The organism is Fictibacillus sp. 5RED26, from assembly GCF_015903895.1.
Lineage (GTDB): Bacteria > Bacillota > Bacilli > Bacillales > Fictibacillaceae > Fictibacillus > Fictibacillus phosphorivorans.
Genome location: NZ_JACZDU010000002.1, coordinates 818,810 through 840,612, shown reverse-complemented (window position 1 = coordinate 840,612; position 21,803 = coordinate 818,810). Strand labels below are relative to the sequence as shown.

The 21,803-nt window shown below is 36.0% G+C and carries 23 protein-coding genes and 1 pseudogene; 5 read left to right on the top strand and 19 right to left on the bottom strand.

The window, feature by feature from the left end; translation table 11 throughout:
• Nucleotides 1-128 precede the first annotated feature (128 nt).
• The gene (locus IHV10_RS12420; protein WP_197129772.1) at nucleotides 129-500 is read left to right on the top strand and encodes a hypothetical protein; all 372 of its coding nucleotides are present in this window, start codon (nucleotides 129-131) and stop codon (nucleotides 498-500) included.
• 311 nt (nucleotides 501-811) lie between these two features.
• Complete coding sequence (locus tag IHV10_RS12415; protein ID WP_197129770.1) at nucleotides 812-2,272, top strand: multicopper oxidase domain-containing protein; 1,461 nt, start codon at nucleotides 812-814, stop codon at nucleotides 2,270-2,272.
• A gap of 203 nt (nucleotides 2,273-2,475) precedes the next feature.
• On the opposite strand, the pseudogene IHV10_RS22790 reads toward IHV10_RS12415, so the two are convergent.
• A pseudogene (locus IHV10_RS22790) lies at nucleotides 2,476-2,894 on the bottom strand (recombinase family protein); the annotation flags it as partial.
• A gap of 279 nt (nucleotides 2,895-3,173) precedes the next feature.
• On the opposite strand from IHV10_RS22790, the gene IHV10_RS12410 reads away from it, so the two are divergent.
• Complete coding sequence (locus tag IHV10_RS12410; RefSeq protein ID WP_197129768.1) at nucleotides 3,174-3,482, top strand: hypothetical protein; 309 nt, start codon at nucleotides 3,174-3,176, stop codon at nucleotides 3,480-3,482.
• 141 nt (nucleotides 3,483-3,623) lie between these two features.
• Here the strand turns inward: IHV10_RS12410 and qoxD are convergent, their stop codons facing one another.
• The 11 genes from qoxD to IHV10_RS12355 all read right to left on the bottom strand — a co-directional run bounded on the left by qoxD (nucleotide 3,624) and on the right by IHV10_RS12355 (nucleotide 14,464).
• Entirely contained in the window at nucleotides 3,624-4,010 is a 387-nt protein-coding gene (gene qoxD, locus IHV10_RS12405; protein ID WP_197129766.1) for a cytochrome aa3 quinol oxidase subunit IV, read from the bottom strand.
• Nucleotides 4,003-4,623, bottom strand: a complete 621-nt coding sequence (qoxC, locus tag IHV10_RS12400) for a cytochrome aa3 quinol oxidase subunit III (RefSeq protein WP_197129764.1) — start codon at nucleotides 4,621-4,623, stop codon at nucleotides 4,003-4,005. Before qoxC ends, qoxD begins: the two co-directional genes overlap by 8 nt.
• A gap of 14 nt (nucleotides 4,624-4,637) precedes the next feature.
• A complete protein-coding gene (gene qoxB, locus IHV10_RS12395) occupies nucleotides 4,638-6,578 on the bottom strand; it encodes a cytochrome aa3 quinol oxidase subunit I (RefSeq protein WP_197129761.1) in 1,941 nt (646 codons plus the stop codon).
• A 59-nt stretch (nucleotides 6,579-6,637) separates the two neighbouring features.
• Nucleotides 6,638-7,504, bottom strand: coding sequence for a cytochrome aa3 quinol oxidase subunit II (gene qoxA / locus IHV10_RS12390; protein WP_197129759.1), 867 nt, complete (start codon nucleotides 7,502-7,504; stop codon nucleotides 6,638-6,640).
• A gap of 251 nt (nucleotides 7,505-7,755) precedes the next feature.
• Entirely contained in the window at nucleotides 7,756-8,163 is a 408-nt protein-coding gene (locus IHV10_RS12385) for a disulfide oxidoreductase (RefSeq protein ID WP_197129755.1), read from the bottom strand.
• A 1-nt stretch (nucleotide 8,164) separates the two neighbouring features.
• Nucleotides 8,165-8,851: a DsbA family protein gene (locus tag IHV10_RS12380; protein WP_197129751.1), complete on the bottom strand. Its 687-nt coding sequence runs from the start codon at nucleotides 8,849-8,851 to the stop codon at nucleotides 8,165-8,167.
• A gap of 47 nt (nucleotides 8,852-8,898) precedes the next feature.
• Nucleotides 8,899-10,080, bottom strand: a complete 1,182-nt coding sequence (gene ccsB, locus IHV10_RS12375; RefSeq protein WP_197129748.1) for a c-type cytochrome biogenesis protein CcsB — start codon at nucleotides 10,078-10,080, stop codon at nucleotides 8,899-8,901.
• A 48-nt stretch (nucleotides 10,081-10,128) separates the two neighbouring features.
• On the bottom strand, nucleotides 10,129-10,836 hold the full coding sequence (locus tag IHV10_RS12370) for a cytochrome c biogenesis CcdA family protein (RefSeq protein ID WP_197129745.1): 708 nt from the start codon (nucleotides 10,834-10,836) through the stop codon (nucleotides 10,129-10,131).
• Nucleotides 10,837-10,977: 141 nt separating this feature from the next.
• A complete protein-coding gene (locus IHV10_RS12365; RefSeq protein WP_197129742.1) occupies nucleotides 10,978-12,177 on the bottom strand; it encodes a murein hydrolase activator EnvC family protein in 1,200 nt (399 codons plus the stop codon).
• 182 nt (nucleotides 12,178-12,359) lie between these two features.
• A complete protein-coding gene (locus IHV10_RS12360; RefSeq protein WP_197129739.1) occupies nucleotides 12,360-13,760 on the bottom strand; it encodes a sensor histidine kinase in 1,401 nt (466 codons plus the stop codon).
• Entirely contained in the window at nucleotides 13,760-14,464 is a 705-nt protein-coding gene (locus tag IHV10_RS12355; RefSeq protein WP_197129736.1) for a response regulator transcription factor, read from the bottom strand. Before IHV10_RS12355 ends, IHV10_RS12360 begins: the two co-directional genes overlap by 1 nt.
• A gap of 432 nt (nucleotides 14,465-14,896) precedes the next feature.
• Between IHV10_RS12355 and IHV10_RS12350 the strand changes: the two genes are divergently transcribed.
• On the top strand, nucleotides 14,897-15,091 hold the full coding sequence (locus IHV10_RS12350; protein WP_197129734.1) for a hypothetical protein: 195 nt from the start codon (nucleotides 14,897-14,899) through the stop codon (nucleotides 15,089-15,091).
• A 34-nt stretch (nucleotides 15,092-15,125) separates the two neighbouring features.
• On the opposite strand, the gene IHV10_RS12345 is transcribed toward IHV10_RS12350, so the two are convergent.
• Together IHV10_RS12345 and IHV10_RS12340 are read right to left on the bottom strand one after the other, a co-directional pair.
• A complete protein-coding gene (locus tag IHV10_RS12345; protein ID WP_197129731.1) occupies nucleotides 15,126-16,169 on the bottom strand; it encodes a flavin-containing monooxygenase in 1,044 nt (347 codons plus the stop codon).
• 30 nt (nucleotides 16,170-16,199) lie between these two features.
• Nucleotides 16,200-17,045, bottom strand: a complete 846-nt coding sequence (locus IHV10_RS12340; RefSeq protein ID WP_197129728.1) for a cytochrome c oxidase assembly protein — start codon at nucleotides 17,043-17,045, stop codon at nucleotides 16,200-16,202.
• An 84-nt stretch (nucleotides 17,046-17,129) separates the two neighbouring features.
• Here IHV10_RS12340 and IHV10_RS12335 point away from each other — a divergent pair, with 84 nt between their 5' ends.
• The gene (locus IHV10_RS12335; RefSeq protein ID WP_197129725.1) at nucleotides 17,130-17,456 is read left to right on the top strand and encodes an ArsR/SmtB family transcription factor; all 327 of its coding nucleotides are present in this window, start codon (nucleotides 17,130-17,132) and stop codon (nucleotides 17,454-17,456) included.
• Nucleotides 17,457-17,483: 27 nt separating this feature from the next.
• Here IHV10_RS12335 and IHV10_RS12330 read toward each other — a convergent pair whose 3' ends face one another.
• The 5 genes from IHV10_RS12330 to IHV10_RS12310 all read right to left on the bottom strand — a co-directional run bounded on the left by IHV10_RS12330 (nucleotide 17,484) and on the right by IHV10_RS12310 (nucleotide 21,787).
• Nucleotides 17,484-18,392, bottom strand: coding sequence for a cation diffusion facilitator family transporter (locus tag IHV10_RS12330; RefSeq protein ID WP_197129714.1), 909 nt, complete (start codon nucleotides 18,390-18,392; stop codon nucleotides 17,484-17,486).
• A gap of 186 nt (nucleotides 18,393-18,578) precedes the next feature.
• On the bottom strand, nucleotides 18,579-19,976 hold the full coding sequence (locus IHV10_RS12325; RefSeq protein WP_197129711.1) for a ferrous iron transporter B: 1,398 nt from the start codon (nucleotides 19,974-19,976) through the stop codon (nucleotides 18,579-18,581).
• 2 nt (nucleotides 19,977-19,978) lie between these two features.
• On the bottom strand, nucleotides 19,979-20,668 hold the full coding sequence (locus IHV10_RS12320) for a FeoB small GTPase domain-containing protein (RefSeq protein WP_197129709.1): 690 nt from the start codon (nucleotides 20,666-20,668) through the stop codon (nucleotides 19,979-19,981).
• A 1-nt stretch (nucleotide 20,669) separates the two neighbouring features.
• Nucleotides 20,670-20,912, bottom strand: coding sequence for a FeoA family protein (locus IHV10_RS12315; RefSeq protein ID WP_197129705.1), 243 nt, complete (start codon nucleotides 20,910-20,912; stop codon nucleotides 20,670-20,672).
• Nucleotides 20,913-21,076: 164 nt separating this feature from the next.
• Nucleotides 21,077-21,787, bottom strand: coding sequence for a ZIP family metal transporter (locus IHV10_RS12310; protein ID WP_197129702.1), 711 nt, complete (start codon nucleotides 21,785-21,787; stop codon nucleotides 21,077-21,079).
• Nucleotides 21,788-21,803: the final 16 nt, after the last annotated feature.

The window sequence follows — 21,803 nt, the reverse complement described above, 5'->3', positions numbered from 1 at the left end:
TTTTATTTAATGATCTCTGATGGCGTCACGAATCTGTAATCTAAAGAAATGTTCAAAAGAACAATGCTCGAACAGAACCATGCGGTATGGTTTCTATATATGATGACATCAAGTATAGGGGGACATATATGGAATACAAAGAATATGGCCAACTGTTAAAGGAAATCGGAAAATATATAACTGATGATTGCGAAGAGATTACATTAACAAGTGATATTCATACAATCGAACGATTTTTATTCTTAATTTTAAAAAAGTTCAACAAAATCATCTCCTTGCTTCAAAGTATAACTCCCCCTGAAATCGTAAAACGAGAAAACGAAGAGCTCTTGCTGTTATTTGAACATCTAGCCGATGTTACGAAAAAGGGATTTAGTCAAAAGAGGCGAGAGGAGGTATCAATAGAGACGGGACGGATAACCGAGGAAATCCAACTCGTGTGTCTCTCAATCATGACCAAGGTGCTTGAGTTATGCGACACCCCCAAAAATGAGATATAAGAGTAACATATTTATCTGCTCAGGTGTCAGCAATTTCTTTCCCTCTCGTACAACACTTTCTTGTTGGCAACCTTCTACATGCTCTTACATACCTAGATTCCCACATAATCACCGCTATTATTGTGCAACATCTACGGTATTGAAAATTCATTTATACGTATATAAATGGATTAGCGTAAGAAATGTGATAATGATTTAGAGGTACCATGAAAAAGGCTGATGTTCATTTGAGATTAAACTCTTGCATAAGATAATTAATAGCCTATTCAGATTGATAAATTCATGATTTTCTTATGACTGGGGGTATTTCAATGTCTATAAGGCATTATGTTTTATTTGCAACGGACGGATTTGTTTATCTGCCTATTGATAAAACTCTGTGTCCCTCTCCAAAATCAAGAAAAAAGGTTTATATTCTTGGATTTATTGGAGGTCTTTTTAAAGTAAATGACAAAATTATTAATCCTAAACTTGATTGGTCCAATCGTAAAAATTGGAAAAATATCCTTGATATGAAGGGTAATGCAACAATTCCTTCTCCTCTAATTTTTGGAGAAGTTGGTGATCGCATCTACATTACACTCATAAATTTAGGAATGAAAGAACGTCCTAATTTAATGGACTATCATACTATTCATATGCACGGGGCTCACGTCCCTACTCAGTTGGATGGGTTTCCTGAAACATCTTTTGGTGTGCCTGTCTGGACTAATTATAAAAATCCTCCACCAAATATGACTTATTTTTTTCAACCAGAAATTCCAGGAACATTAATGTATCACTGCCATGTAGAGGCATCTGAACACATTCAGATGGGTATGTATGGAGGCTTAATCGTTTATCCATCAAAAGAAAGCTTATTTAAAGCAGGTATTAAACAAAATAGTAATGGAGTATGGTTTTTTAAAGGGATACCACAACCTCAAATTCCCAAGTCAGCTTCAAATAGAAATTTTGCTTATAACAACATTCATACATACTTTGATAAAGAGTATGTTATGTTATTATCTGATGTAGATTCGGTATGGCACGATAATGTAAATAAGGGTATATTCTTTGATGCTGCCAATTACAAACCGGACTTTTGGCTAATTAATGGACGTTCATTCCCCGATACTTTACTACCTCATCCTTTATCTCTATTATATAATGAATCAGAATCTGATTTTGTACAAATCAATTATGAATCATTTGTCCGCGTGGAAACTGATCAAAAATTTTTGCTCAGGATGATTAATATGGGATACCAGGTTGTACCCTGGCATATTCACGGATGGCATTTCACAATTATAGGAAAGGATAGCCATCTTGATCCATTTATAAAGCTTTCATCACTCTTCCAACTCGATGAATCATTCCATAATGAAATCAAAAATAAAGGTTTCACTGTAAGCATAGGTTCGGGAGAAACTTATGATTTACTACTAAATGCAGATGATAAACGATTTGAATATTTAAATTATATTACTAGAGGGCAAGATGGCTTTCCCTCATTTTGTTCTCAATTAAAAAAATTGTATAAAGCCGATTCTAAGTCAGTTTTTAATATTCCTACAGAACCTGTTAAATGCAAGTCACCAGAGTTAATTAATTATCTTCAAATTTGTCAGCAACCAATTATTGATTTAAATGATAAATTTTTTCCGCAATTTTATCCTATGCATAACCATGATGATTATAAAATCACAAATAAAGGGATTTATCCTGGCGGTCAGTTAACATATATACAAACTGATACACCTGACTATTATGTCGATGATGACATAAATTAAGACAATAAAGGTTATTTTTGTTAAAAATAATTCGATGGACTTAGAATAGTTTTTGCACGTTACATTATTACCCGATATTTGTATTACAGGATTTAGTTATTGGAAATGGAGAATTATGCTGATTAGTTCTGATATTATTCTTGAAGAAATAGTCCCGTAAGTATACCTGAAGTTTCTTTATGGTTGGTATTACGAACTAAAAATCCAAATGAAACCCCGTATCGAAACGCAGCATCAATACCTCCACGCTGCCGTTTCCAAATTCTTTCCGGTTCTTCTTGTGCCACCCGGGATAGTATTTGTAAAATTAAATCAGCAATAAAAAACTCCAAGACTATCTTTATATTTAGTCGTATCTAACATGGGTATATCGAGAACCACTATTTCGGCTTATATGTTTATTGTGATGTCATTCCTTCCATTCATTTGAGATTTCACTTTATTCCTTCCGAAACGATTCAAATAATAAATGTACATAACTCTCAGTATTCGTTTTTGAAGGTGATATTGTTCACGAGGAAAATCCCAACCACTTTGTTTATCGATAAATATATCACGTTCGTTAATGTCAATAGCTTAAAGAAAGCAATTTCAAATTTTCATTTTGGTCTTTACTACTCACTCAAATATATCCAAACATTCAAATTTTAACAGAACCACCGTCCTGTTACATTTTTCCTTAATTAAATGAAAGTCCATATTTTATTAACGTAGTTTTATGAATACTTTAATTTACTAAAACACTACAGTTCTACAGTTCATAAATGTGTGTATATTTGAATCGTATTATTCCGTTTCCACTCTACAAATTTCTTTAAAATATAATGGAACATGTTTAATCAAAATAGATTAGGGAAAATTATTTTTGATAAAGTAAAAAAAGAAAGGAAGTAAATAAAAAATGCAACAGACACAAGACTTGCACAAAACTAATGAAGAAGTTTTAGAAACAGGGAAATATATCTGTGCAGAAGGCGAAACAAAAGAATTGCAAAAAGGAGATCATTTTCCTCCTTGCCCTAAAACAAATGAATCGACTTCTTGGAGACATGCCGATCACACCCATAAAACTGGTGATGAGGTCACAGAATCCGGACATTACATTGATAAGGACGGAGAACATGTTGATTTAACGCATGGAGACACTTTTCCTAGTTGTCCTAACACAGGAGAACCTACTTCGTGGAAACATACTGGTAACAACCACTAAATTAAATTAGTTATAAGAAAATTTTTTAGTAACTCTTAAAATAAAAGAAAATAAAAAGAGGAGCCGTTACACTAAAACGGCTCCTCTTTTTGCATGTGAAAATAATGAAAGTTACTGTAACCCGTAAATCAAATAGGTTTATTAATCATGGTTCATTGATCCAGAATCCATTTTCATCTCGTGTTCTCCATTAGTCGGTTTCTTTTCTGCATGACCAGAGGATAGAACCCATACCGATCCTACTACAATAACAATCGCAACAAAAAATCCAAATAATATATTCCCGATTTGAATTCGTCCCGAAAAACCTTGTGTTCTAGAATTCTCCGTTAAGTGCATGAACATTAAGAGTTGTAATGCTGCTTGTATAATTGCAAGCCCAAAAATAACAAGCAATTTTATATTCGTTGATAAATCGGTTTCTAGGGCGAACCATATAGCAAACAGTGTTAACACAATAGACAATACAAAACCAACCACATGCTTCCAAGGAATACCTTTATGTTGAGCAGCTGCATGATTAGCCATGTTGCATCACCATCCCCATGAGATAAACGGCTGTGAAGAGAAAGATCCAAACAACATCAAGAAAGTGCCAATATAGACTTGAAATAAATACTTTAGCGGTTGTTTGAGGTGTTAAGCCCCTTTTTGCAACCTGTATCAGAATCAATATAATCCAGCCAATACCAAGGGTTACATGCAGTCCGTGTGTACCGACCAATACGAAGAATGCTGACCATGCTGCACTTGTGCCTATATTCGCTCCTTCATGAATGTAGACAAAGAATTCATAAATCTCGAAACCAAGGAATCCAAGACCAAGCAAGATGGTTGTAATCATCCAAAAGAATAAGCCTTTTACATTGTAGCGACGCATTTCATGGATTGCTAGTCCACATGTGAAACTACTGGTTAATAACAAGAAAGTCTGTATCAACAATCCTTTTACTTCAAACAATTCTCCTAATGCAGGACCATCTGCTGTCCTGTCCATCAAAACCATATATGTCGCAAACAGTGTTGAGAACAAGGCTATTTCGGCCCCAAGGAACAACCAAAACCCTAAAATATTCAATCTTCCAGTCTCTGATTGATATTCCATCGGCGTGTTGAGGTCTCTTACTTTTGATTGTGCCATGTCCACGCCTCCCTTTATTTAGTTATGTTTTCGGTTTCTTTTATTTCTTCAACCGAAACATAGTAACCATTATTGTAATCGAAAGAACGAATAACTAGCGTTGCCAATACACCGATCAACCCTATGATCGCCATCCAATACCATTCAAAGACAAGTCCAAAACCTGAGACAAAGAAGAAGCTGGCCATAACGAATGGTACACCGGAATTATTAGGCATATGGATCTTTTGAAGATCTTGTGTCGTCAATGGTTTGATCTCTTTGTTCTGTTTTTCATTCCAGAAATGATCTAATCCTTTGACCACTGGAATTTTAGCGAAATTATAGAATGGCGGCATCGCTGAAGGTGTCGACCACTCCAATGTACGCCCGTTCCATGCATCTCCTGTTTTTTCACGTGGTTCATAGCGGAAACTATAGTAAATGTTATAAACAAGAACTAAGAACGCAATCCCCATCATGAACCCGCCTACTGTTGAAATCATGTTTAGTGGCCCCCAACCTGATTCTTCGCTGTACGTATATATACGTCTAGGCATTCCGTCTAATCCAAGGAAGTATTGCGGGAAGAAACAAATATTGAATCCTATGGTAAATAACCAAAATACCCATTTACCGATACGTTCGTTTAGTTTATGACCGAACATTTTTGGATACCAATATACAAGTCCTGCAAAACAAGCGAAGACCGTACCTGCTATTAGTACATAATGGAAGTGAGCGACTAAGAAATACGTATTATGGTATTGGTAGTTTGCTGCTGCCATGGCGAGCATGACCCCAGTTACCCCACCGATTACAAAATTAACGATGAACCCGAGTGACCAGAGCATTGGCGTTGAAAATTCTATCTGACCTTTACGCATCGTAAAGAGCCAGTTGAATATCTTCACACCAGTCGGTACCCCAATAAGCATCGTGGTAACTGAAAAGAAAGAATTAACCAACGCACCAGAACCCATCGTAAAGAAGTGATGGACCCAAACTAAGAAGCTATATGCCGCGATTAGAACCATCGACCAGACCATTGCTTTATAGCCAAAGAGTGTTTTTTTAGAGAACGTAGCTATTATTTCTGAAAATATACCGAAAGCTGGTAGTATAACGATATAAACCTCAGGATGACCCCAGAGCCAGAAAAGATTAGCCCAAAGCATATCCATTCCTTCTCCTTGAAGTGTAAAGAAATGACTTCCGAATAGGCGGTCAAAAGTCATTAAAGCTAAAGCAACCGTTAAGATCGGAAAAGCAAAAATGATGATAGCCATCGTAACGAGTGCTGACCAAGTGAACATTGGCATACGGAACAATGTCATTCCTGGTGCACGCATCTTAAATATAGTGACCATAAAATTGATACCTGTTAACAAAGTACCGATTCCAGAAATTTGTAACCCCAAGAGGTAATAATTCTGACCAGGCCCAGGACTTAGTTCATTACTCGCAAGCGGCATATAGCTCGTCCACCCAGCAGATGGAGATCCGCCTATAACAAACGAGATATTAAACAGCATCGCTCCAATAAAGAATGTCCAGAAACTAACAGCATTCAGATAAGGATATGCTACATCCCGTGCACCTATTTGTAATGGAACAACCACGTTGATTAGTCCAATTAAAAACGGCATCGCCATAAATATAATCATAATCGTGCCATGTGTTGTAAATATCTCGTTGTATTTCTGTGAATCGAGAAACTCCATTTCAGGGACTGCGAGTTGCGTTCTCATTAAAAGAGCATCAACTCCCCCTCTGAATAGCATCAGGATAGCAGAGATGATATACATGATACCTATCTTTTTATGATCGACGGTAGTTAGCCATTCGGTCCATAACCACTTCCATTTTTTAAAGTATGTCAGAAAAAAAACAATTCCTAACATCGTGATAGCAATCGAGACATCCGCCCCATAAATGAGCGGATCACCTGTTACAAAAAATTCATCCCATTTCATTGATAGTGCCTCCTCTTCTAATGGGGCAGTTTCACCCCATTAGACTTTGCCTTACTATATTACTTGCTTAAGCGTTCACGCACTTTAATAGCGTAATCTGCATCATTTTCATGTTTAACCCACTTTAGATGGGTAGATGAGAAAGTCATTTCTTTCGTATGACCTTGAAGCATAAGTTGATCGTACTGCTTCTTAGTCAATTTTGGTGCTTCTTGCTGGGTTTCTTTCGCCCATTTATCAAAAGACTCTGATGTTAAAGCAGCTACTTTAAATGTTTGGTCTGTGAAACCTTCACCATTAAAGTTTGAATTTCGGCCATCAAAAACCCCTGGATCATCGGCTTGAAGATAGAGCTCAGTCTGCATACCAGCCATAGCATACTTTTGTCCACCTAATGAAGGCACCCAGAACGAGTTCATTGAATCAGCTGATGTAAGTTTGAATAGTATAGGACGGTCTTCTGGAATATTGATATAGTTTACTGTCTCTATATTTTGCTCTGGATACGTGAAAATCCACTTCCAATCCACCGAGGTTGCTTGAATAACCAACGGCTTTTTATTCTCACTTCCCTTTGGAGCTTCCTCTAAAGAATAAATAGTTTTTACCGTTGGAATAGATAACGCAACAACGATAATCAACGGGATAATCAAACAAATGGCTTCAATTAAGTGACTTCCTTTATTTTCAGGATCGTACCCCTTATGACCCTTATGATCACGATACTTATATACGATAAATCCAAACAACACATAAACGACCATTATAATTCCTATCATAAATATGATTGAATACATGATCAGGTCTTTCTGCTGTTGAGCTACCGGTCCTTTAGGATCAAGTACGAGCAAATCACTGCATCCACTCAATAAGAAAACAGTCAATAACATACCCAAGAAAACAAACGGTTTATACCGCTTATACACTAAGGCCACCTTCTTTCTGCTGTAATTCGAAATATGTTTTATAACACTATCAATTTAGCAGAACAAATACCTTTTGTATTAAAATTTACGTATGTGTCATAGGAATTTCACCACATTCACTAAAACCACATACTCTGTGCAAACATTGTTCACAAACTTGGGTTTTTCTTCCGATTTCCCAACAAGTACTTGACCTTCAAAAAGAAAAAAACCTATCCGTTTTTTTGGATAGGTTTTATTTTAATACACCATTATTTATTTTTCGTTAACAGTAAAAGCAAAGTTATTAAACTAAACGCGGTTAATGCCAAGAATGGAATAGTTACAAAGCCGAACCAATTAATATATTCCGTACTACAAGGAACTCCGTTTTTGCATGGTTTGATCGCAGCAAAACCCGGCACTTTCTGTTCTAAATAATGGAAAAGAGAAATGCATCCCCCTAAAATCGATAACGGCAGAACGTAGTGCTTTATAGATTTATTATTTTGATATGCTGCAATTCCTAAAATAATGGTCAAAGGATACATCATGATCCTTTGATACCAACACAAATCGCATGGAACGAATTCCCTAACTTCACTAAAATAGAGACTTCCAAACGTGGCGAATATGGATATTACCCATGATAGATACAGCGTTGATTCACGTAGCTTCATATTATTTTCCTTCTAATTCTTGTTCGATTAATTTGGTTAGCTCTTCATAGTTAAAAGGATCAGTAAGCATTGTTCCATTAACCATAATACTTGGAGTTTGTTCTACTTTGTATTCTTTTACCAGTTCAATATCTTTACTTACTTCTTCTAAAGTGGCTTTACTCTCCATATCTTGTTTAACTTTCTCTCTATCTATTTCAGGCGTGTTTTTACTTAAAACCTCTAAGATCTTGTCTGTTGTAATCCATGCCCCATCATGGTTTTCTGCTGGTTGTTCTTCAAACATCTTTTTGTTAAAAATCCAGAAGGCTTCTTCATCTTGTGCAAATACCGATTCGCCAGCGATGGAAGCTAATTCGGACTCTTCTCCATGAAATAATACATTGATAAACGAGAATTTAACTTTACCAGTATCAATAAAATCTTTTTGTAATTTAGGGAAGATCTGAGCACTCCATGCTTTACAAGCCGGACATTTGTAATCTCCAAACTCAACAACTTGCACGTCCGCTTTAGCATCACCTATAGTCGGCTGTCCTTTAATGGATGGAGAGGATTTGTAGCTGGATTGTGTGTTCAAATCACTATCTTGATTAGCATTGGAAATTAGAAAGAGACCTAATATTATGCCGAATAGAACAAGCGTACCTAATACAATCTTCTTAAAGGGGTTACTTTTTTGTTTCATATAAACACCTCTATGATTTTTTAATTATGTCTATTGTATCAAATTCCTTATGCATATGAATGTAATCCTGCGATTACTAAATTTACTGCTATTAAATTGAACATGATGATTAAAAAGCCAACAACACTTAGCCATGCAGATTTTTCCCCATGCCAGCCTCTTGATAGACGCAAGTGTAAATAGGCTGCATAAAATAAAAATGTGATTAAAGCCCATACTTCCTTAGGGTCCCATCCCCAAAACCTGCTCCATGCTTCTTGTGCCCATATCATAGCAAATACAAGTGCACCTAATGTAAAGACAGGAAATCCAATTGCAACGCCTCTGTACGATATTTCATCCAATAACTCAGGGTCTATATGCTTTAACTTTGGTTGAATATATGCAGCTATTCGTTTACGGCAGAGCATCGTTATCAAAATGTACAATAAAGAGCCGGCAACAAACGACCACAATAAACTATTTAAATTTTTTGCTGCGTTTTTCCCATCCATCCAAGAAGGGGTTTCAAAAAGTGAGCTCGGATTATTACTGTTGACTTCTGAATCATCTGGACTTACAATAGCTGGAAGTTCGTATGTGACAGTAATCATACGTTCATTTTTATCATTCCAAATAAATGTAGTACTATAATCCATAAGATTAAACGAAAAACTGATTAAAATAAATCCAACAACAGATAGCAATGAATAAAGGATAAACTCTAACCAAAATGTCATTTTATTGAATTTTGATTGATCCACATTACGTATTAAATATATAAGTCCAGCAACAAAACTAATAGACAAAAGTCCCTCACCAAGAGCTGCTGTAGTGACATGGATTTTTAACCAGTCACTTTGAAGCGCTGGTATTAATGGTGAAATTTCTTTAGGAAACATACTTGCATATGCGATGATCAATAGTGCAATCGGCATTGTGAATATGGCTAAAATATTTGTTTTATATATTCGATAGATGATTAAAAATGCAAAAACGAGCATCATACCAAAGAAAGTGATGAATTCAAAAAGGTTGCTGACAGGTGCATGACCACTCGCAAACCATCGAGTTACAAAATATCCAGCTTGGAATAAAAATCCTAAAATAGAAACAAAATATCCGATTTGCCCCCATTTATTAGATTGTTGTTTCTTTTTTTCACTTGGCATAGCCATCGAAAAAGGAATTATTGCAATTAAATAGACAAAAAATGCACAATATAATAAGATACCGCTTACTTCTGCCAAAATTTTCTCCCCCATCTTTGCAAATTCATAGGAATTAAAATTCCAATTTTAAAAGCCAGTAAATCCCCCGAATATATTATTTGTAAGAAACGAAATGATTTTAGTCATCCAATCAAAATACAAAAAGATTCCCATTATAATCATTAGATAACCGCCAATATTCATAAAAATACCGCTGTGCACTTTGAACCATTGAATTTTTTCAACAAAGAAAGTGAGTGCAAAAAAAGGAATAGCAAATCCTAAGATATAAAAAGACATGTAAATTAACCCCGACCCAGGATTCGTAATTCCTAGAGCCATGACAGCAGCGAGTATCGGCCCTGTACATGGCGTCCACCCAGCCGCAAAACCTAATCCAATCAGGACAGACCCAAAATATCCTGAAGGACGTTTAGTAAAACGAACTCTTTTATCCTTCATTAAAAACTTAATACTTAAGTTCCCGGTTACAAGTAGCCCGAAAAATACGATGACCACGGCTCCAACTTGACGAAAAAGATCTTTATATTGCATAAACAGTTGGCTGAATAACGAAGAGGATAATCCTAATACAAGGAAGATAATTGAGAATCCAGCAAGAAAGAACAAGGTATGAAGAACCGCATGCTTTGATATCCTGTTTGATTCTTTCAAGTCCTGTAAAGATACACCAGTTATATAAGACACAAAGGCTGGGTAAAGCGGCAAGGAACAAGGCGAAAGAAACGATAAGAGTCCAGCAGTAAACGAAAAAATCAGATTTATATCATTCATAAAAGTCACCCTATACTTATCCTATATTAACAGGTAAAAACACCCGTTGAGATTCGGGTGTTTATTACCTGCAGGTTCAAATTTTATATAAACAATACCAAAGAGGGAGGTATTGGGAATGGAAATGGATTATTCTTTTTGTTATCTGCTTAGTAATGGTAAAGCATCAATTGCATTTGATTTACTTGAATTCCATTCCCCTTGATGAAGCTCAAAATGGAGATGTTGACCTGTTGATCTGCCCGTATTGCCTTGATAACCAAGCTGTTGCCCTTTTGTTACCGTTTCTCCTGAATCTACAAGGCGGCTTTTCATGTGAGCATAGACAGTAGTATACAACTGACCATTGATATAATGTGTTAGATATACTACATTACCATAGCTCGATGAATAATAAGAACGCAGCACTGTCCCATTAGCTGCAGCAACAACTGGTACGGTTCCTGCTTTAGCAATATCAAGACCCGCATGCTCTTTTCCCCATCTAGGACCAGTCTTTGAAGTAATTATACCTTCAGTTGGAAATAAAAATGAACCGCTCCCACTATTTGATTTTGGCTGAGAATTGTTGTTTTGGCTCATTGCAGATTCTCGTTTTGCACGAGCGATTTCTGCTTTCTTCGCTTTTTCTTGGTCGTCTAGAAGTTTATTTTTCTCCTCAAGATCTAAGATATAGGAGTTAATCTCACCTTCTTTATTCTTCAAATCTGATAATATTATATTTTTTTTATTCCGCTGATCGTCAAGAACTTTCATTAGCTTTTCAAGTTCAACTTTGGTTTCTTCCAGTGTTAATAGCTGATTTTCGATTTTAGCCTTTTTAATGTCCAATACATTTAGATCTGCTTTATGTTCTTCGATGATAGATCGGTCTTGGTCAGCAATCGTATTTAAAGCTATGACTCGATCTAAGAAATCGCCAAAGCTTTTTGAACCCAATACAACTTCTAAATAGCTGGTTGCACCTCCATCCTCATACATGGCAGACACTCTTTCTTTTAGAAGTTTGTCTCTCTTTTCAATTCGTTTTTCTATAATAGCAATCTCTTTCTTTAAAGTTTCTATATTTTTGGTTATCTCTTCGATTTCTTCCTTCTTCGATTCTAATTCTCGCGTTTTATCCATGATCGATAAATCGAGTCGTTTAATCTCAGAAGAAATGGTTTCTTTTTTAGTGACTATTTCATTCTTTTCTGCTAATTTCCCTTGCCGTTTTTTATCATTCTCCTCTTTTTTTTCCTTTATCTCATCCAAGGTTGTTGCGTTTACAGTTGTTAATTCATTTGCAATACCTAACTGCAAGGTAAAGAATGCAGTCATTAAAACTAGTTCTTTCTTCAAATTCCGAGCCTCCTGACACCAAAATCTGACACTATAATTGTTTATTCGAGTTTCTAGGACACACTCACTATAATTGAAAAATGTGTGGAAACTGTGAAGAAATGCACCCTTTTATTTTTCATTTTTATTACAAAAAAAAGAGAGGATACATATACCTCTCTCCAATTCTAATTTTTTTGTGTTTAGTGTACTTTTTGATTAATAGGGATACTTACTATAAATTCTGATCCCTTACCTGGATCACTTTTAACTTCTATTGTTCCATCGTGAAGTTCAACTAACTTTTTTACGATAGATAAGCCTAATCCAGAGCCACCGTGTTGCCTTGATCTTGATCGCTCCACTCGATAAAAACGGTCAAAAATAAAAGGAAGTTCTTTTTCTGGAATTCCTTTTCCAGTATCTTTGACACGAATTCCAATAAATTTTTTTGATTTGTTTATTTCCAATATAACACTTCCGTGATCTGTATAACGAATGGCATTTTCTAAGAGATTTAATAATATTTGCTCGATTCGCAAGGCATCTGCGTAAAGATAAGCTTCTTCTGTATTTTTAATAAACTCAATTCCTATATCTTTATCTCCTGCCCGCAGTTTTACTTTAACAAGGATAGATTCGGCAAGTTCAATAATATCAATTTGTTGTTTTGTTAGCTGAAATTGGTCGATATCCATTTTTGATAAATCAAAGAGGTCGTTAATCAAGCCTTTTAATTGCAAAGAAGCCCGATTAATGGTATCTAAGTATAAAACTTTTTCATTATCATCTTTATAAAGTTTATTTTTAAGTGCCTTTGAATACCCTTCAATATAGGTGATAGGTGTACGTAATTCATGCGAAATGGAAGCTAAAAAATCTTGCCTCGAATCACGGTACTGTTTTAGTTCCACTTTCAATAAATTTATTGCCTTCCCGAGTTGACCCACTTCATCATTGGAAGAATATTCAACCGGTACACCGAGATTACCTTTCGCGATTTCTTTCGTTGCTTTTTCCATTTGTAATAATGGAGCAGCCAGTTTTCGTGAAAGAAAATAAGTGAAGCCAAGCATAAGAAAGAAAGCACCGATTCCTACAAGTGTAAGTAATAGGCGAACCTTTTTTATCGATTCATGAATCTCTTCAATCGATGAAAGTACAAAAACACTGCCTTTAAAAGTGTGGTTATTCTTTATTGGTTTTCCTGCCATTAGATGATGAGCCTTCGAAATAGGTTCTTCATATTCTTTATTTATTGTCTGCCCTCTAGATAACAAATTGTTGTTTTTTGTTGAAATCTTTTTGCCTTCTTCCAAGCCCTCCACGCCAGTACTAGCAATTATATTCCCCTTAGAATCTGTGATGAATATATCAGTCCTTGTTAGTCTGGACAGAGATTCAAACATACTAATAAACTCTTTATCATTTGTGTTGTTGATTGAATGGGCATACTGCTCAGATAGTTTATTTATATTTTGTCTTACTTCATTATAATAAAAACCCGAAAATCCTTGGTAGATTACAATACCTGTAGGGAATAGCACAACTAAGAAAAGTAAAATAAAACTTCCACTTATCTTAAAGATGATACTATTCTTCATTACACTTGTTCTCCTGGTTGAGAGAATTTGTAACCTACGCCCCAAACCGTTTTTATTGGATCAAAAGAAAGTCCCTTTTCTCTTAGCTTTACTCTAATATTTTTAACATGTGTGTCTACGACCCTGCCATCATATGAGTAATATTCACCCCAAATTTTGTTTAAGAGAACTTCTCTCGTCATAACCTGTCTAGGATTATTAGCTAAAAATATGAGCAACTCTGTCTCTTTTGGCGTAAAGTTGACACTCTTCTCGTTTGCGAATACTTCTCGAGCTCTAATATTAATCGTTAAATCCTCAATTATTATTTCATTTTCTTTCTTTTCCATTGTATTTAAGTAAGACACTCTTCGCAGCAATGCCTGAACTCTAGCCAACAACTCATCAGGTTCAAATGGCTTTGTTATATAATCATCCGCCCCAATATTCAAGCCCATAATCTTATCCTGTACATCGGATAAAGCAGTAAGCATTAGGACAGGTGTTGTACTTTTCTCACGTATTCTCATACAGATTTCCCATCCGTCTATTTCTGGCATCATAATATCCAATATAACAAGATCTACTTTATTTCTTGTCAATACATCTAGAGCGCGCTGCCCATTATCTAATTCAAGAAGGTGATAATAATCACGAAGATAGATACGCAATAAGTTTCTCATGTCCCAATCGTCATCAATGATCAATATGGTTTTCTTGTACATTCTTTTTCACCTCAATTAATATGATTTCAAAATCGCTAAGATCCAATACGCACTTGCAGTAACAAATCCAAAGGCCGTCAGGAAAAGAAAAAGTTGTAAATTAGTAAGTTTCATATCGCCCACCTCCAGTACATTAAACTCAATTTTTCAATATACATGTGCATATATTCATATATTCATTCTATATGAATTCTAGTAAATTTAAATATTTGCATTGGAACAATAACGTGACAGTTCAATTTAGAATATTGTGATTAAATACATTGTCTTTAATAGAATGTGGGTTTTCATTTTATCCAGCCCTAAATTAATGATCAACATAATAAGATATACTATGGCTACTTAAAAATAACTTACCTCGATAGTATAATAATATTTTTAATGCTATTATATGAACATATGCACATAAATACCATGAAGGGAGTGATCATATTGTTTAATATTTCAAAAGAGACGATGGAGTTTGTAGGACCTACACTTTTGATAGTTATAGGAATTGTATTCTCATTTATCTTTGTCGTTTTCATAAAGAAAGTGTCCAAGAAGCAAGAGGAGCATGCAAATCGATTTGAGCAAGAAGTCTTAGCCTCTAAGTGGCTCATGGAGGAAAAGAAAAAATCAAGTTAGATTATAAAAAAACAGTGCGCTGTATGCACTGTTTTTATTGTAAGCTGTTCATATGATTCATTAGATACTCTGCATCATTTCCGACTCCATAGAGCAGCCCTGATCCTCTTCGATACTGCCAGGGCAAACCTAAAAAGTATAGCCCTTTAACTTTAGTAACGCCTCTTTGATGAATAGGTTTTCTATCGTAATCGAATAAACCCTCAATTTGTATCCAGCTAAAATCGGATTTAAAACCTGTCGCCCAAACAACATTATCAACCATTACCCTGCTCACATCTTCAAACATGATCTTGTCATTTTCTACACTAACAGATCGTGATTTTAAAATTACCTTCTTTTCTATTATCGCTTTTTTCAGTTCAAGACCAAAAATTGGATCAGGCTGACGGCTCAAAAATCGCCCTATTGTGGTATTTACGTGTGATTGTAGAAGTCCTAACTTTTGAAACCACCAAAAGATGCTCTTATTTCCGATTACTTGCGGAAAGAACTTCATTTTATGTCCTACAGACAAGTACACTTCTTTGGTCTTGGACAACTCAACGGCGATCTGAGCACCAGAATTCCCACCACCAACGATCAACACTGATCCACTTTTGAGCTGTTCTGGAGATCGATAACCTGAAGAATGTACTTGAAAAACCTCATTGGAGAACTGATGTGAAAACTCAGGTATAAATGGGACCTGAAACGGCCCCGTAGCCACAACTACATTATCTGAAAGAAAATCGCCTTGGTTCGTTTTAACTACAAATCGGTTATCCTCTTTATGCAAACTATAAACGTTAGTGTTTAATTGAAGGGGTAATGAAAATTTTTCAGCATATGACGCAAGGTAGTCTGCTACTTCATATTTTGTCGGATAAACGTCTTGATCCCCTTCAAAATAGCATCCTGGAAGTGTACTATATGACCGCGGCGTGAACAGAACGAGAGAATCATAACGCTTTCTCCAAACATCCCCAACATTCTCTTCTTTACCGATTATTAAAAATGAATGTTTTGCCTTCTTTAAGTAATAGCCCATCGCTAATCCTGCTTGACCAGCGCCAATCACAATCACATCATAATTCATGCTTATTCCCCCCAATTAGAACAGAAATGGCTATCCCTTTGGGACCCGATAATCCTCAGCTGGTAATTCATCAATGCTATATAACTTATCTTTTTTGAACCAACCGATAAAGATCCTCAACAATACCGTTCCATATATAATCTCTTGTCCGATTTTCATGATTACTCCTCCAAGTTGCTGATCATACAGAGGTGTATAGGAGAGGTAAGTGATCGACGATCTGTGTTGATACATCTGATACAATATGTCTTTTGCAAAAATGATTAACGCACATGCTGGTGTGAGCAGTACGCCCATGGCAAAGATGTATCCTGTCTTTTGAAGGCTTGATAATTCTTTTCCGGTTTGAACATTTGATATTATAGGAAACCACATCATAATTGATGTAATAAATAAAACAATATGATAAAAATCCATCGCCCAAGGGTTAGCCATCAGCGTGTCAAAAACATTTGGAAAATGATAAATCGAAAACAAGGAATTGAATACTAGTATCGCTAACAAGGGTCTTGTTGCAAAGTGGACCATTTTCTTGATGGATGATACCTGAAAGAGATAGGTAAACACCCATTCCGGGAGCCCTGCAATTAATAATGGTGGTACCATCAGATAGGTAATTGTCATCTGTACCATATGTACACTGAAGAGATAATGATGTCCGATCAGACTTAACGGACTGCCCTCTGCAATAGCCCAAAGAATCAACCCACTACAAAAAAGTGCCCTCTTCTTAATGCTTACACCATCCAAATGTGGATTTAAAATTAAAACTCTCTTAGTTACTAAAGAAAATATAAAGCCTAGAAAAACAATTAAAAGTAAAATGTCAATCTTCCAAAGCTCAAAGAATGGATAAGTTGTTAAAACGTTATTCACAAGTACCTCCTTGGTCTAAATCGTTGTTCATTAGGAAAGATTCTCTTATAATAGATTCATGTATTAATAAAGAAGGGGTTGCACATGGGAGAACAGGAACAACATAATAAAAAGCTGTTTATTGATTTAGATGAAGAAACACTTTTTATGGTCGGTCAATGTTTTAAAGCATTATCCGATCCAACAAGGTTACGCATCTTAAATTTGTTACTACATGGTGAGCAGTCTGTAAATGAGATTGCCGACAAACTCTCTCTTTTACAATCTACAGTTTCCCACCAATTACGATTTTTGAAAAATGTTAGATTAGTGAAATCAAGAAGAGAAGGCACAACAATTTATTATACTACAGATGATGAACATGTCATTGACTTGTTAAAACAAAGCATTGACCATGCAAAACATACGTAAAAACGAGCCCTGAAAAGGGTTCGTTTTTTAATTGCAATGCCCTTGGTGCTGATGCCCTTCTCTTTCTTCATCCACTTCAATCGTCGTATGATGAATATGGAATTCATCGTGCAACACTTTTTTCACTTGATTCAAAACTTCCTTGTAATCAGCTGATGTTTCTTTTACTACATGGCAGCTGAGTGCAGGAAAATCAGATGTGATCGACCATACGTGGAGGTCGTTAACTCCCTTCACCTCGGGAAGTGATAGTATAACTTCTTTTACTTTTTCTACGTCTAAATTTAATGGTGTTCCTTCCATTAAGATATGGAAGGAATCTTTTGTTACTCTCCAGCCACTTATGATGATTAATACCGCAACAATGATACTCGCAATCGGGTCAGCGATACTCCATCCCAAGAACATGATGAGTAATGCTGCAACGATTGCTCCGACTGATCCTAACATGTCGCCAAGCACATGTAAAAATGCACTACGCACATTTAAGTTCTCGTCTTTATCGCCTTTCATCAAAATATAGGCAGCTGCTATGTTTACAAGCAATCCAATGAAAGAGATGATTAACATTCCTGAGCTCACCACTTCTGGAGGATCTACTATACGGTGATAAGCTTCCCAGAAGATATAAAGTGAGATTAAGATTAAGGTAATACCGTTTAAAAACGCCGCTAGAATCTCAAAACGTTTGTATCCAAACGTCTTTGAATGGGTGGCTTTTCGTTGCCCCATCGTAAGAGCTAAAAAGCTAAGTCCAAGTGCCGCAGCATCACTCAACATATGCCCTGCATCGGAAAGGAGAGCCAAACTGTTAGTCCAAAGGCCACCAATGACCTCAACAATCATAAAGCTCGCAATTAGAAAAAATGACCATTTTAATGCGTTTTTGTTATTACTTCCATGATGGTGATGTCCATGATCGTGAGAGTGTCCCATAATTTCCACCTTCTTAAATATGAATATGTGCTCATGTATATTATGCACAATATCCGCTCAGCGTGCAATCATACAAAGAGAAAAAGTTAATACATAATTAGAATAAACAATTGTAAATAAACTTAATCCTTTGTGTCTATCGATCATTTTTTCACATTAAAAAAAGCCCAATAAAGGGCTTTTGAATTAACGAAGAAAATAAACTGTTTGAGCAATGGTGAATGTAACCGTAATTGCAATAACAGTTGGTATCAGAAAAGCTAAAAACGTCCATTTTTTACTCTTGGTTTCTTTGTATATGTTCACGAGTGTTGTCCCGCATGGAAAATGCAACAATGAAAATAGCATCATATTCAATGCAGTAAGCCACGTCCATCCGTGCTCTACAAAGATTTGCTTCAAATCTACCAGGTTATCGACTTCTGTTAATGACCCGGTGGAAAGATAGCCCATTAATAAGATTGGCAAAACGATCTCGTTGGCGGGCAATCCAATCAGAAAAGCCATGAGTATGAAGCCGTCTAACCCTAGCATCTTACCGAAAGGATCTAAGAAGTTTACGATATACATCAAGATACTTGTATCCCCAACATAAATGTTAGCAATGACCCATGTTAAAATTGCAGCTGGCGCAGCAACTTTAATTGCACGGCTAAGAACTGATAAAGATTTTGTCAATGATGATCTTATGACTGTGTCAAAGAATTTCGGTCTTCTATATGGCGGCAATTCTAGAGTATAATGCGTAGGCACTCCTTTTAGAGCTGTTTTGGAAAGAACCCAAGAAACAATAAAGGTTACAATTACACCAACCATTACAATTCCAACGATAACAGAAGTCGTCACGAGTGATTTAAGACCACCTGTATATCCTGCTGCCATAAAAAGTGATGCAAGAACAATCAGGGTACCCCAACGACCGTTGCAAGGAACGAAGTTGTTCGTAAGGATGGCAAGCATCCTTTCTCTTGGAGATTCAATGATTCGAGACGATAACATCGCTGCAGCATTACAACCGAACCCCATCGCCATTGTTAAAGACTGTTTTCCATGTGCCCCTACACTCTTGAAAATTCGATCCATATTGAAGGCAACACGTGGTAGATAACCATAGTTTTCAAGCAAGGCAAAAGTAGGAAAGAAAATAGCCATAGGAGGAAGCATTACACTTATCACCCATGTAGTCCCCCGGTATAACCCAAGTACCAATATACCATGAAGCCAATCAGGAGAATTCATATACATAAAAAAGGCAGTTAGATGATTTTCTAGCCAGCCAAAGAAAGTAGCAAGCATCGATGACGGTATGTTAGCCCCTGCGATAGTTAGATAAAACACGATTCCAAGCATTATAATCATAATCGGGAATCCAAATATCGGGGAAGTAAAGATGGCATCTAGTTTTTCTGTTCTTTTATCATTCTTCTTATTTTTATGAATGACACTAGATTCGCATAATTGTTGACTCTTTTTATACAGATTTTGAACGATCTTATCCCGCATATGATCATCAGAGATTTCTTGAGCATACGCATATAAGTTTCCCAAACTTACTGAAGTTTTCTGTTGGAATCCATTTTGCATGATTATCCCCCCTTGACCAATAAGCGTTTTTCCATCTGCTGAAATAATGAATCATCTCCGTCAAGCAAGCGTAAAGCTACCCATCTTGACGAAATACTATCTTCAAGATACTCCCGTACGAGCGGTTCGATCTGGCGAATCTTTCTTTCGATCTCTTCATCATAAAAAATAATTTCAGGAGTACACACGATCTTTCCCGTATGGATTCTATCAATCGTATCTAATAAAAGGGTAAAACCTGTTTTATTTCTCGCAGATATTTTTATAACAGGTACACCGAGTTTCCTTGTTAACGCTTTTTCATTTATAGATATGCCTTGTTTATCTGCTTCATCAATTAAATTGATACAAATGATCACATTCGTTGTCATCTCTAAAACTTGTAAGGCTAAATTAAAGTTGCGCTCTAATGATGTAGCATCTAAAACGACCAGTGTTACATCTGGCTTTTCAAAAACGATATAATTCCTTGCGACTTCTTCATCGGTTGAATTTGAGAATAAGGAATACGTACCTGGCAGATCAATTATTCTTACCGTTTTGCCTTTATGTTCAACTTTACCTTCTGCGAGTGAAACAGTCTTACCAGCCCAATTACCGGTATGTTGTTTTAAACCTGTTAACGCATTGAACAGCGTGCTTTTTCCTGTGTTTGGGTTGCCTGCTAACGCAACAGTATAAGAGTTTTTCATGTTAGACCAACTCCCCTTCTATCCTCTGGCTTTCTTCTTTTCGTAAAGCAATGGTAGTTTGGCTTACACGGAATGCCATCGGATCCCCTAAAGGACTTCTTCTTATCACTTCAACAACTGCCCCTCGAACAAAACCTAGATCCAGTAAACGTCTTCTCATCACACCTTCTAAATCAATTGAAGTGATCCGGATGAAGCTTCCGATCTTGGCATCGTATAATTTTATTACTTTAGCTTCGTCCATCCGTGTTTCCCCCTGTCCCAATTGTTTCCCATAGGCAACTTTTAGTATCATAATAAGAATGTATTCATACTTTGTCAATTGATTGCTATTAAATCACCAAATCCAAAATTATCCATAAAAAGGACTGCCTTTTATGGCAGCCGGAGAGTTCAGCATTTGTGGTTTTAGTGAATAAAAAGCAACGAGTATGGAATTAAAAAACCAAAGCTAGTGTATAAAAGCCATTCAAAAATCGTAACATCTTTACTTTTCCTTAAAAACTCATGGAGGGTTACAAAACTAAGTGTTCCTATCGATGTACCCATTAAAAGCGTATTTACTTTTATATTTTGAAGATATAAAAACGCATTGCCAATTAATGCGCTAATACCGAAGAAAAACGCAAGAATCAAACAAGTTAATGTAAAGAGATAGAAAGAAACATTTCCATATAAAGCAGATGACATAAGTGCTAGTCCTTCCGGTATGTGATGAAAAAACATGGCAAGTAAAAATGGTGAAGAAAATATGGAGTTTGAACTCTCGTTTATTAACAACCCTACACCTACGCCAGTGGGAAGGTTATGGAGGATTAAAGCAACTACTAAGAACATAAAGGATTTTTTGTTCCCCTTATGGAAAAATTGATCAGTAATTTTCATTAAAAGTGCACCAGCTATAAATCCAAGAATAATTCCCTTTGTCTCAAATAATTCAATGGCTTCTGGGATGATTTCATTTAGTAATAAACTTAGGATGATTCCTCCTGAAAACAATAAGACTAATTTCCTCCTTTTGAATACCACATCTTTTAGAAGTTGGAGACTACCACCACCAAGGAACGTGCCTAAAAACACAAAAACAAAAACCCCTAACCCAATAATGATTGAATTCATCTCGTTGTCTCCTCTT